The 12,739-nt window shown below is 52.9% G+C and carries 11 protein-coding genes; 3 read left to right on the forward strand and 8 right to left on the reverse strand.

Annotation, left to right across the window (positions count from 1 at the left end):
- Window positions 1-388: 388 nt before the first annotated feature.
- The 4 genes from hemG to pepQ are packed head-to-tail and all read right to left on the reverse strand — an operon-like array spanning window position 389 to window position 4,382.
- Window positions 389-928 (reverse strand): menaquinone-dependent protoporphyrinogen IX dehydrogenase, encoded by a 540-nt coding sequence (hemG, locus tag AACU55_RS10025; RefSeq protein WP_112197625.1) that lies wholly within the window; start codon window positions 926-928, stop codon window positions 389-391.
- Window positions 929-950: 22 nt separating this feature from the next.
- On the reverse strand, window positions 951-2,402 hold the full coding sequence (gene trkH, locus AACU55_RS10030; protein WP_037035367.1) for a Trk system potassium transporter TrkH: 1,452 nt from the start codon (window positions 2,400-2,402) through the stop codon (window positions 951-953).
- A gap of 37 nt (window positions 2,403-2,439) precedes the next feature.
- Entirely contained in the window at window positions 2,440-3,051 is a 612-nt protein-coding gene (locus tag AACU55_RS10035; RefSeq protein ID WP_013577422.1) for an IMPACT family protein, read from the reverse strand.
- A complete protein-coding gene (gene pepQ, locus AACU55_RS10040) occupies window positions 3,051-4,382 on the reverse strand; it encodes a Xaa-Pro dipeptidase (RefSeq protein ID WP_134706969.1) in 1,332 nt (443 codons plus the stop codon). Before pepQ ends, AACU55_RS10035 begins: the two co-directional genes overlap by 1 nt.
- 189 nt (window positions 4,383-4,571) lie before the next feature.
- Between pepQ and fadB the strand changes: the two genes are divergently transcribed.
- The gene (gene fadB, locus AACU55_RS10045) at window positions 4,572-6,764 is read left to right on the forward strand and encodes a fatty acid oxidation complex subunit alpha FadB (RefSeq protein ID WP_134706970.1); all 2,193 of its coding nucleotides are present in this window, start codon (window positions 4,572-4,574) and stop codon (window positions 6,762-6,764) included.
- Between the two features lie 11 nt (window positions 6,765-6,775).
- Entirely contained in the window at window positions 6,776-7,939 is a 1,164-nt protein-coding gene (gene fadA, locus AACU55_RS10050) for an acetyl-CoA C-acyltransferase FadA (RefSeq protein ID WP_037035376.1), read from the forward strand.
- Window positions 7,940-8,055: 116 nt separating this feature from the next.
- On the opposite strand, the gene fre is transcribed toward fadA, so the two are convergent.
- The 3 genes from fre to pepE all read right to left on the reverse strand — a co-directional run bounded on the left by fre (window position 8,056) and on the right by pepE (window position 11,216).
- On the reverse strand, window positions 8,056-8,757 hold the full coding sequence (fre, locus tag AACU55_RS10055) for an NAD(P)H-flavin reductase (RefSeq protein WP_013577426.1): 702 nt from the start codon (window positions 8,755-8,757) through the stop codon (window positions 8,056-8,058).
- 48 nt (window positions 8,758-8,805) lie between these two features.
- Entirely contained in the window at window positions 8,806-10,296 is a 1,491-nt protein-coding gene (gene ubiD / locus AACU55_RS10060; RefSeq protein ID WP_037035378.1) for a 4-hydroxy-3-polyprenylbenzoate decarboxylase, read from the reverse strand.
- 194 nt (window positions 10,297-10,490) lie between these two features.
- Window positions 10,491-11,216 (reverse strand): dipeptidase PepE, encoded by a 726-nt coding sequence (gene pepE, locus AACU55_RS10065; RefSeq protein WP_013577428.1) that lies wholly within the window; start codon window positions 11,214-11,216, stop codon window positions 10,491-10,493.
- 172 nt (window positions 11,217-11,388) lie between these two features.
- On the opposite strand from pepE, the gene rfaH reads away from it, so the two are divergent.
- On the forward strand, window positions 11,389-11,877 hold the full coding sequence (gene rfaH, locus AACU55_RS10070) for a transcription/translation regulatory transformer protein RfaH (protein ID WP_015690568.1): 489 nt from the start codon (window positions 11,389-11,391) through the stop codon (window positions 11,875-11,877).
- 61 nt (window positions 11,878-11,938) lie between these two features.
- Here the strand turns inward: rfaH and tatD are convergent, their stop codons facing one another.
- Window positions 11,939-12,730: a 3'-5' ssDNA/RNA exonuclease TatD gene (tatD, locus tag AACU55_RS10075; RefSeq protein ID WP_134706971.1), complete on the reverse strand. Its 792-nt coding sequence runs from the start codon at window positions 12,728-12,730 to the stop codon at window positions 11,939-11,941.
- Window positions 12,731-12,739: the final 9 nt, after the last annotated feature.

Here is a 12,739-nt window from a genome sequence, read left to right on the forward strand (position 1 = left end):
CTTCGTAATAATTCAACTAAATGAATTACTGCTTGGTCACTCTAAGACTTGATATTTTTTGCCACCGAGGTGGCTGATATCGTCTTGTGAGTGCCCACACAGATTGTCTGATAAATTGTTAAAGAGCGTACGCTGCGAGAATTAACTCAGCAACGTGGGAGGCAGATAATACTCTTTCTCCCTGAAGAGTCAACCATTTTCTTTTACAAGATGCGGTGTTTTCACCGGGTTGATTCTTCCTGACTGGGCGACTTGGTTCTTGTTAGAGGAGTCGTTGTTCCCGGTCAGTGGAGGCGCATTATAGGGAGTTCTCAGAAGGCCGCAACCCCTAATTTCAAAAAACTTTCTGAATGCTTTCTTTTTGGCCTGAACGTCTATTAAGCCCGCATTATTGCGATTTTTTATACGATATTTGCCCAAAATCTTCAGCGAATTTGGCCACCTGCTGCCAGTCGGTATATTCCACTTCTTTACGGGTATCTGTTTCACCACCTGTCATCCGCATAATCAGTTGGATCATGACCTTATCGAACCAGCGATATCGCGGATAACGTAATGCGCCAGCAAAGACACCGCACATTGCCGGTTCCCACGGGGATGCCAGCAGGAATTTACGTACATAGGCATTAGTCTGTGGCGTTCGTTTTTCGGGTTTGCGCGCTGTCAGGTTGACGCCGAAAAAAGCCGACGGCATGTGATTCAAGGTTTCGGCGTGTTTTTTAACGAACTTATCCAGTACCGGGTTAAAGTGACCGTAACGTATAGAAGCGCCGATCATCACCTGGTCATAGCTTTTCAAATCGACATGTTCCGCATGTACCAGATCAACAACATCGCAGTTGCACTTTTCTTTCAGCTCACTTGCTATATAAGAAGCGATAGCATGTGTCTGCCCGTCACGACTTGAATAGAGTATCAACGCTTTCATACTTGTTTCCCTTTCTTAAAACTCATTCCCGCCAGAACGTCGGCGTGAACAGCACTAATAATGTGAAGACTTCCAGACGACCAAACAACATGGTGACGATCAGGATCCATTTCGCCACGGAATTCATCGAAGCAAAGTTATCAGCCACCACCCCCAGCCCCGGGCCAAGGTTATTGAGTGTGGCGGTAACCGCAGCAAAGGCGGAGAAGTTATCCACACCGGTGGCAACAATCGCCAGCATGCTGACAATAAACACCAGTGCGTAAGCGGAGAAGAAACCCCATACCGCTTCTATGATACGTTCAGGCAACGCGCGGTTACCCAATTTGATGGTGTAAACCGCATTCGGGTGAACCAGCCTTTTCAGCTCGCGTGAACCCTGTAAATAAAGCAGAAGAATACGGATCACTTTAAGACCGCCGCCCGTTGAACCGGCACAACCACCGATAAAAGCGGAGCACAATAATAGAAGCGGCAGGAACAGCGGCCATTTGGAAATACTGTCAGTGGTATAGCCTGCTGTGGTGGCCATTGATACCACCTGGAAGAATGCCTGATTGAGCGTTTCCAGCGGCGAGCCGTAGGTATTGTGGATCCACAGAATCACCGTGCAGATGACGACCAGCGTGAACTGCACGCCGATAAACATGCGAAATTCCGGATCACGCCAGTATACCTTGAGATTTCGCCCGCTCAGCACCGCAAAGTGCAGGCCGTAGTTACAGCCGGAGATCAACAGGAATACCGCCACAATGGTATTAATCGTTCCGCTATGGAAATAGCCGATGCTGGCATCATGCGTCGAGAAGCCACCGATGGCGATAGTCGAGAAACTATGGCTGATCGCATCAAAGACCGGCATCCCCGCGCCCCATAATGACAGCGCACAAGCGATGGTCAGCAGCACATAGATAAGCCACAGCGTTTTTGCTGTTTCGGCGATACGCGGGCGCATCTTGTTATCTTTCAGCGGCCCCGGCATTTCGGCGCGATACAACTGCATTCCGCCGACCCCCAATATCGGCAGAATGGCCACCGCAAGCACAATGATCCCCATACCACCAAACCATTGCAGCATCTGCCGGTAGAAGAGAATCGCTTTCGGCAGGGAATCCAGCCCGACGAGCGTGGTCGCGCCCGTTGTTGTCAGACCGGAGAAGGATTCGAAGAACGCATCGGTAAGGGAAAGATTCGGCCGCTCGGAGAACAGAAAAGGCAATGCCCCGACGCTGCCCAGCACCGTCCAGAACAGCACCACAATCAGGAAACCTTCCCGTGGCTTCAGCTCACTTTTCTGCTTCCGGTTTGGCAGCCAGAGAAATAACCCAATCGCCAGGGCGACAAAGAAGGTCTGACTGAACGCACGCCCCGCACCATCGCGGTAAATTAAAGCGACCAGACCGGGAATAATCATCGTTCCCGAGAAAAGGATGACGAGCACCCCCACAATGCGTGTTATGGCACGAAAATGCATGCTGGTGCGTTCCTCAGCGAATTAACCATAGAAAAATTTAAGAAACCGGACGCAGGATTAGCGTGCCACGGCTGATATCGAACAAATGGCTGACGGTTGCCGGTGCATCTGCGGCAGGCAACGCCAGAACGAGATCCACCGCCGCGCCGTATTCACTGCGTAAAATATGGCCGCCAACCTGCAAAAGCAGCGTTTCCACCAGCTGTAACTGGCTGTAATCACACTGCACCGCGAACTCCGCCAGCGGAACCTTTTGCTGCACGATAAGTTGTTTCAATGCCTGCTGAACACCGCCGCCGTAGGCTTTCACTAACCCGCCAGTACCCAGCATTATGCCACCGTAATAACGCACCACGACGGCTGTGATCTCCCCGACTCCGCTTCCCATCAGCTGACTTAAGATCGGTTTACCGGCTGTGCCCGCCGGTTCGCCATCATCAGAAAAGCCCAGTTGCTGAGAATCAGCAGGCGCGCCAGCTACAAACGCCCAGCAGTGATGACGCGCTGCCGGATGCTGGTTTCTGACCTCCTGAATAAAAGCCTTTGCCACTTCAACTCCCTCAGTTCTCGCCAGCAGGGTGATGAAGCGACTCTTCTTTATTTCTTCGCTGAAACTGACAGGCTCAGCGGGGACGGGATAAGGCTGCATCAGGCCAGCTTCAGATCACGTGTCATATTTTCGATACGATTATCGTGGATGACAATGTTGTCTTCGATACGAATGCCACCAAATGGCTTCATGGCGTTGATGCGATCCCAGGCAAAGTGTTTGCTAAACTGCCCTTCGCGCCACGGTAACAGCAACGAATCGATGAAATACAAACCCGGCTCGATAGTCAGCACCATGCCTGGCTCAATCACACGGGTACAACGCAGGTAGGGATATTGCGAAGGCGCGGCCAGATGCGTGCCGGTATCATCCTGCATAAACCCGGCAACATCGTGAACCTGTAACCCCAGCGGATGCCCCAGACCATGCGGCAGGAAAGGCCCGGTCAGGTTCTGTTCCACCATGGCGTCTTCACTGATATCCACCACCAGCTTATGCGCTTTCAACAATTTGGCGATACGGTGATGCATCTGAACATGATAGTCGGTATAGCGCACACCGGCTTTAATCGTATCAATTAACGCAAGTTCTTCCGTATTGAGATTTTTCACGAGTGCTGCGAAATCACTGTCAGGTTTTGCGGCATAGGTACGCGTCAGATCGGCGGCATAACCGTTATATTCTGCACCGGCATCAAGCAGGAAGCTGTGCATTTCGGCAGGCGGCTGATTATCGAGCGTAGTGTAATGCAGTACGGAAGCGTGTTCATTGAGCGCGACAATGTTGCTGTAAGGCACATCGGTATCACGATGACCGGTAGCAGTGAGATACGCCAGATTGATATCAAATTCGCTCATGCCGGAAAGGAACGCTTCTTTCGCCGCGCGATGGCCACTGACCGCGACTTTCTGCGCTTCACGCATACAGGCCAGTTCATAGTCTGTTTTATAAGCGCGATGATAATGCAGGAAATCCAGTACCACTTTCGGATTCACGTTCGCCGCAGGGATACCCATGCTGATCGCACGTTCCTGACTGTAACCGATGTAACCCACACGTTTGAGATCAACCGGCAACTGGCCTTTGATATCGTCAGCGTTGGCCAGCGGCGTCAGGGAAATCTCTTTCGTCCAGAAGGACTCCGGCAGCGGCTCATGGCTGTGCCAGTAATCCACCGGAGAATAGAACCACAGCTTCGGCGCATTCACGCCATCCACCCACAACCAGCAGTTCGGCACTTTGGTGACCGGCACCCAGGCTTTGAACTGCGGATTGACTTTGAAGGGATAACTGTGGTCATCAAGGAAGGTCGTCAGCAATTCACCGGAGTGAATCAGTAACGCATCAAGCTGAGAACGTTGCAGAATTTCACGGGCACGCGTCTGCAGCGTGGCGATATGTTCTTTATAAAGCGTAGTAAGCGATTCCATCCAACTGTCCTTTTTTCACCTGAATGACGATGCAGCATCTTACCACAGCCTCACCGCGACCATAGTCCCGGAAGGTTTGTGATCTTGCCTGCAAATAAAACACATCTCATTTGCAAATTATTAACATAAAAACCACACTCCAAAACATCTGGTCATACCAGATCATCCCAGATGATTCAGGAGAGACACATGCTCTACCAAGGCGAAACACTACACCTGCACTGGCTCGACGGCGGTATCGCGGAGCTGGTGTTTGATGCTCCAGGCTCGGTTAACAAGCTCGACACTCAAACTGTCACCAGCCTGGGCGAAGCCATTGCAGTACTTGAAAAACAGTCTGACCTGAAAGGTCTGCTGCTCAGTTCGGCCAAACCAGCGTTTATCGTGGGCGCGGATATCACCGAATTTTTATCCCTGTTCAACGCGCCAGCCGAAAAACTGCATGAATGGCTGGATTTCGCCAACAGCATTTTTAACCGGCTGGAAGACCTGCCGGTACCGACACTTTCTGCCATCAGCGGTTATGCGCTGGGCGGCGGTTGCGAATGCGTGCTGGCGACAGATTTTCGTATCAGCACTGCCGATGCCCGGATTGGCCTGCCGGAAACCAGTTTAGGAATTATGCCGGGCTTCGGCGGTTCCGTACGTCTGCCACGTCTGATTGGTACTGACAGTGCGCTGGAAATTATCGCCGCCGGTAAAAATATCAGCGGAAAAGAGGCCCTGAAAGTCGGGCTGGTCGATGCGGTGGTTGAAGCCGATAAACTGCGCGACGCTGGCATCAGCATGCTGAGAAACGCCGTTGACGGCAAACTGGAATGGCATAACCGTCGTGATCCTAAACGTCTGCCGTTGAAACTCAGCCAGATTGAAGCGGCGATGAGCTTCAGCGTCGCCAAAAGTATGGTCATGCAAAATGCCGGTAAACACTATCCGGCGCCCATGAGCGCGGTGAAAACCATAGAAGCCGCGGCCCGTCTGGGTCGCGATGAAGCGTTGCAGCTGGAAACCGCCAGCTTTGTGCCGCTCGCACAATCAAAAGAAGCCCGCGCACTGGTCAGTATTTTCCTTAACGATCAGTTTGTGAAAAGCAAAGCCAAAAAACTGGCGCAAGACAGCGAAAAACCGAAACAGGCCGCCGTATTGGGCGCGGGCATTATGGGCGGCGGGATCGCCTACCAGTCTGCGCTGAAAGGCGTGCCGGTTGTGATGAAAGATATCAACGACCAGTCCCTGACGCTCGGCATGAACGAGGCTGCCAAGTTGCTCAACAAGCAACTGGAGCGCGGTAAACTCGACGGTCTGAAAATGGCAAAAGTGCTGTCGACCATTCATCCGACGCTGGATTACAGCGGCATCGAACGAGCCTCTGTGGTCGTTGAAGCCGTGGTCGAGAATCCTAAAGTGAAGGCCGCGGTGCTGGCGGAAGCGGAATCTCTGCTCGGCACCGATACCGTTCTGGCCTCGAATACCTCGACCATTCCTATCAATCTGTTAGCGTCTTCGCTCAAACGCCCGGAAAACTTCTGTGGTATGCACTTCTTCAACCCGGTGCATCGTATGCCGCTGGTCGAAATCGTGCGTGGTGAGAAAACCTCAGACAAAACGATTTCGCGCATCGTTTCTTACGCACTGGCGATGGGTAAAACGCCTATCGTGGTCAACGACTGCCCGGGATTCTTCGTCAACCGCGTACTGTTCCCGTATTTCTCCGGTTTCAGTCTGTTACTGCGTGATGGCGCTGATTTCCGCCAGATCGACAAAGTGATGGAAAAACAGTTCGGCTGGCCGATGGGTCCGGCTTATCTGCTGGATGTGGTCGGCATCGACACCGCGCATCACGCCCAGGCCGTGATGGCCGCCGGTTTCCCTGAGCGCATGGCACGGGATTACCGTGACGCTGTTGATGTGCTGTTTGATAACCGTCGTTTTGGGCAGAAAAATCAACTCGGTTTCTACCGTTACAGCGAAGACAGCAAAGGCAAGCCGCGCAAGGAAGTTGACGAACAGGCGATCAGTCTGCTGGCCGACAACCTGAAACCAGCACACACTGACTTCTCACCGCAGGACATCATCGCCCGCATGATGATTCCGATGATTAACGAAGTGGTGCGCTGCTTTGAGGAAGGCATTATTGCCAGCCCGGCCGAAGCCGACATGGCGCTGGTCTACGGCATCGGATTCCCTCCTTTCCACGGCGGCCCGTTCCGTTATCTTGATACCCTCGGCACCACTGAGTATCTGAAAATGACCGAACAGTACGCACATCTGGGGCCGATGTATCAGGCACCGGAAGGGCTACGCGCTAAAGCGCAAACCAATGAAAGTTACTATCCGGTTGCCGCTCCGCTGGAAAACTTCAGCACCGGTAATCAGGCATAAGGACCGAAATCATGGAAAACGTAGTCATTGTTGACGCAGTCCGCACGCCAATGGGCCGTTCAAAAGGCGGCGCATTCCGCCATGTCAGGGCTGAAGATCTCTCCGCGCATCTGATGCGTGCCGTACTGGCCCGTAATCCGGCGCTGAACGCCAAAGATATTGATGATATTTACTGGGGCTGCGTCCAGCAGACGCTGGAACAAGGCTTCAACATTGCCCGTAACGCGGCGCTGCTGGCGGAAATACCGCACAGTGTTCCCGCGACTACGGTCAACCGTCTGTGCGGTTCTTCCATGCAGGCGCTGCATGACGCCGCCCGCGCCATTATGGTCGGTGACGCACAGGTCAGCCTGATCGGCGGTGTGGAACATATGGGTCATGTGCCGATGAATCATGGTGTGGATTTCCATCCGGGGCTGAGCAAAACCGTAGCGAAAGCCGCAGGGATGATGGGACTGACGGCGGAAATGCTGGCAAAAATGCACCAGATCAGCCGTGAAATGCAGGATGAATTTGCCGCACGTTCACATCAGCGTGCTCATGCAGCCACCGTAGACGGGCATTTCGCTAACGAAATTGTGCCGACCGAAGGCCATAACGCCGATGGCGTTCTGACCCGTTATGATTTCGACGAAGTGATCCGCCCGGAAACGACGGTCGCCACACTGGCAGCTTTACGCCCGGCGTTCGATCCGGTGAATGGCACTGTCACGGCGGGAACTTCTTCTGCCCTCTCCGACGGCGCATCGGCGATGTTGCTGATGAGTGAATCCCGTGCCAAATCTTTAGGTCTGAAAGCCCGTGCCCGCATCCGCGCCATGGCGGTGGTGGGCTGCGACCCGTCCATTATGGGTTATGGCCCGGTGCCGGCAACACGTCTGGCTCTGAAACGCGCCGGACTGAGCGTGCAAGACATCGGTCTGTTCGAACTGAACGAAGCCTTCGCCGCACAAGCCTTGCCGTGTGTGAAAGATTTGGGACTGCTGGAAACTATGGAGGATCGCGTCAACCTGAACGGCGGTGCCATTGCGCTCGGTCACCCGCTCGGCTGTTCCGGCTCTCGTATTTCCACCACGCTGCTGAACCTGATGGAGCGTCGCGACGTCCAGTTTGGCGTTGCGACCATGTGTATCGGTTTAGGTCAGGGCATTGCGACCGTTTTCGAACGCATCTGATTCTCTCTTTGTGCAAAAACAAAAAAGCGGGCATTCAGCCCGCTTTCATCAATGTGTCTTACCCGTTTTAGTTGCCGTTTTCCCGCCTGTCAGGGGCGGGCTTTTTCATTGTTCAATCAGATGAAAGAGAAAGCATCACCAAACAGACGGTCTTCCTGCGCACCGCGCTCGGCGACAAAACGTTCACGGGCGATTTTAGCCATCTCAAAACGACCGGCGATATAAATGTCGTACTCAGCCAGTGAAGAGAAATCTTGTAAAACCGCGCTCAGAACAGTGCCACTTCTGCCCTGCCAGCCCTCTTCCGGCTGTTCAACCACCGGGATAACTTTCAGGTTCGGATGATTGATGCTCATCGCTTCCAGTTCACCGAGATCATACAGATGCTTCAGCTCACGCCCCCCCCAGTAAATCGAGATATCACGATGCGGTTGCTGCTCGAGTGCAGTGATCAGAATGGAACGCACGTAAGAGAAGCCCGTTCCGCCCGCAATCAATACCAGCGGACGCTCGCCATCTTCGCGTAACCAGGCATCGCCGTGTGGAATATCAACGGTGATTGCCTGTTCTTTCAAAATGCGATCCATCACGGCCATCGCGTACAGATTCAGTTCAGACGCGCCGATGTGCAGCTCAATCACATTGTGTTGAGCCGGCGTCGAGGCCAGCGAGAACGGGCGCTTGTCACGCTCATCCATTACCACCATAAGATACTGACCCGCGCGGAACGAGAAAGGCGCTTCCGGAACGAGCCGGACGCGATACACCGTATCGGTTATCGCCTCAACCGAGGTCACTTTACAGCTCAATGTTGTCATGCGTTCCCTCTGTGGGTCGTCAAAGCAAAGCGTAGGACAAAGATTCGATTATTTTTTCACATCGTCTTTATCATTAAGAATAGCGAGTTCATCCCAAATAGCGTCAATACGCGCGGTGACTTCCGGGTCTTTCACAATCGGACGTCCCCATTCACGCTGCGTTTCACCCGGCCATTTGTTGGTCGCGTCCATCCCCATTTTCGAGCCAAGGCCCGACACCGGGGAGGCAAAATCGAGATAATCAATCGGGGTATTTTCCACCAGAACCGTATCCCGCGCGGGATCCATCCGGGTGGTGATCGCCCAAATCACGTCGTTCCAGTCGCGGGCATTCACATCGTCATCGCACACAATCACAAACTTGGTGTACATAAACTGACGCAGGAATGACCAGACCCCCATCATCACGCGTTTAGCATGACCGGCGTATTGCTTCTTCATGGTAACGACAGCCAGACGGTAGGAGCAACCCTCAGGCGGCAGATAGAAATCAACAATTTCCGGAAACTGCTTTTTCAGAATCGGCACAAACACTTCATTCAACGCCACACCCAGTACTGCGGGCTCATCCGGCGGACGGCCGGTGTAAGTCGAATGATAGATGGCATCTTTACGCTGCGTCATGTGCGTAATGGTGAACACCGGGAAGCTATCCACTTCATTATAGTAGCCGGTGTGGTCGCCATAAGGGCCTTCCGGTGCCATTTCACCCGGCTCGATATACCCTTCAAGCACAATCTCGGCGCTGGCAGGCACTTCCAGATCGTTGGAAATACATTTTACCACTTCCGTTTTGTTACCACGCAACAGCCCGGCAAAGGCATATTCAGACAGCGTATCGGGCACCGGCGTCACAGCGCCAAGAATCGTTGCCGGATCGGCACCCAGCGCCACGGAAACCGGAAAACGCTGGCCCGGATTCTGCTGGCACCATTCCTGGAAATCGAGCGCGCCGCCCCGATGGGACAACCAGCGCATGATCACTTTATTTTTACCCAACACCTGCTGACGATAAATGCCCAGATTTTGACGCGGCTTGTTCGGGCCGCGAGTCACAGTCAGGCCCCAGGTGATGAGCGGCGCGGCATCTTCCGGCCAGCACTGCATCACCGGAATTTTGGTGATATCGACCGCATCGCCTTCCCAAATCTGCTGCTGACAAGGTGCCGAATGCAGCACTTTGGTCGGCATGTTCAGCACTTGTTTAAACTTCGGCGCTTTGTCGTATAAATCACGAAAACCGCGCGGCGGCTCGGGTTCTTTCAGAAACGCCAGTAATTCACCGACTTCCCGCAACGCACTGACATCTTCTTTGCCCATGCCCATCGCCACACGCTGAGGTGTGCCGAATAAATTGCACAAAACCGGCATGTCGTAGCCTTTAGGATTTTCGAACAAAAGCGCCGGACCGCCTGCACGCAGGGTACGATCGGCAATTTCGGTCATTTCCAGATAAGGGTCAACTGACTGGCTAATGCGTTTCAGTTGGCCTCTCTTTTCGAGTAACGAGAGGAAGTCACGTAAATCACGGTATTTCATGCTGATTCTGAGTCGCCGGGTTGAAGGAGAGCATTATAGAGCCTCTCCGGAGTTGTTGCTGCTTTTTTGTTATCAGCAAGTTTGTTATCAGTAAATTTCTTATTGGTAAGTAAAGTCTGATAACGAAAAAGCAGTATAACCGTCAGCCCGGGTATTTTTGGTCTGACGGTGCGGAAGTTATATCGCGACGACAATCACACGCAGTTAAAAGACACCAGAGGCTGGAGCGCCTGAGTATCCTGATATTCCTGTGTGTCTTGCCCGTGGCGGAAAACCTTAAACCCCTGATTTTTAGCACTGAAGTAACTCAGATCATTGCCGGACACCTGCAACAGGCTGCCTTCACGCAACGCAATCACTGATTCAGACGGGTTAACCGCGCAGAATTCCGCAATGCGCTCATCACGGGTTTCGCCCATATGACCGCTTAAATGGGCATCGATGTAATGCGGATTGATTTGCACCGGGAACAGGCCGAGAGCAGGCAGAACCACAGAGTTGCGAACAGGCATATCATTGGTGGTGCGGATGCTTGGCGTGGCGACATTACAACCCGCACTCCAGCCAACATAAGGCACATTGCGCTCACGCACTGCCCGCTGAATCGGTACGATCAGGCTATGTTCATGCAGCATCTGATTAAGCATCCAGGTATTCCCGCCGCTGATCAAAATGCATTGTGCGCCGGCAATAGCTTCAGCAGGATTTTCTGCATGATGAATACTACTGACGCGAATGCCCAACGTATCAGAAAGTTCCAAGGCGCGGGCATCGTAATCACTGCGGATCAGGGCGTAGGGGACAAGCACGGCAGAGGTGATATTGTGTGCCTCAAACATAGTCTGGATGCGCGTTTTAGCGTAACCCAGTAACTCAGATTCACCTGAAAGCTTGCCGTTACTCAGTAAAAACAGCTCCATGAGATTTCTCCTGATAAAATAGGATTAATAGAGGGGATAAGAACGCGCTTTTCTCCGATAATAAAAGATAACGGGCCGACAATCAGCAAACGTCTGCATAGACTTGCACTGTCTGTATCTCATGAGCGGCTTTTGGTATGCTGCCCCGCTCAACGCTTTTATGTGGGAAACTATGGAATCCTGGTATTTACTCTATTGCAAACGTGGTCAGCTTCTTCGCGCAAAAGAACATCTTGAACGCCAGAACGTTAACTGCCTGACGCCGATGATCACACTGGAAAAACTGGTGCGCGGACGCCGCACTGCGGTCAGCGAGCCACTGTTTCCAAATTACATGTTCATCGAGTTCGACCCTGAGCGGATCCATACCACGACGATCAACGCAACGCGTGGCGTCAGCCACTTCATCCGCTTTGGTGCGAAACTGGCCACCGTCCAGCCTGATGTCATCAAACAGTTGATGGAGCCACCAACAATTGAAATTCGTGATCCTGATACGCCGTATGAAGGCGATCAGGTGGTGATTACCGACGGGATTTTTGCCGGTATCGAAGCGATTTATACTGAACCGGACGGCGAAGCACGTTCACTGCTGATGCTTAACCTCATCAACCAGCCGGTTCGTCAGAGCATCGAAAATACGCACTTCCAAAAAATCTGACCGGCATCTCCGCCCAGTACAAATGATAAAGGCACCGTTAAAGGTGCCTTTATCATTGGGTTCAGCGGCGCGCGGACAATGCAAAAAGTTTACGTGCATTGTCATCCGTGATATTTGCCAGCCACTGAGGATCTTCCCCGCGCCACAGCGCGACCTGTTTAACAATATGCGGCAGGAAAGCCGGTTCATTGCGGCGGTTTTTCGGCTTGTTTTCCATATCACGCGGCAGTAAATACGGTGCATCGGTTTCAAGCATTAACCTGTCCGCAGGGATCAGCGGCAGCATGTCACGTAATTCCAGCCCACGACGCTCATCGCACACCCAACCGGTGATACCAATCGACAGTCCGAGAGATAAATACAACTCAAGCTCCTGACGGGTGCCGGTGAAACAATGAACCACGCCGCCCGGCAAATCGGACAGCCAGGGTTTCAGCAACGCGGCGAAGCGCTCACCTGCATCACGACAATGCAGAAACACCGGCAACTGTAATTCTTTCGCCAGCGCCAGCTGTGCCGTGAAAGCCGCTTCCTGTCGATCTGCCGGAGAAAAGTTGCGATTGAAATCCAGCCCGCACTCACCGATAGCCACAACATTGGGTAACACTGCAAGCTCACGGATACCGGCTTCAACCTGCGCATTCCAGTGACTTGCCTGATGCGGATGCACGCCCGCCGTCGACCAGCAAAAATCAGGATGCTCATCCGCCATTTTCTGCGCTTCGACACTTTCCTGCGCTGACGTTCCGGTGATCAACATGCCGCTCAGACCGGCAGTTCTGGCTCTTTCCACAACCTGCAGCCGATCTTTATCAAACTGACTGCTGGTGAGATTTATACCGATTTCAAACATGGGGAGTCC

This window comes from Rahnella sp. CJA17(1/100), assembly GCF_963881615.1.
GTDB lineage: Bacteria > Pseudomonadota > Gammaproteobacteria > Enterobacterales > Enterobacteriaceae > Rahnella > Rahnella aceris.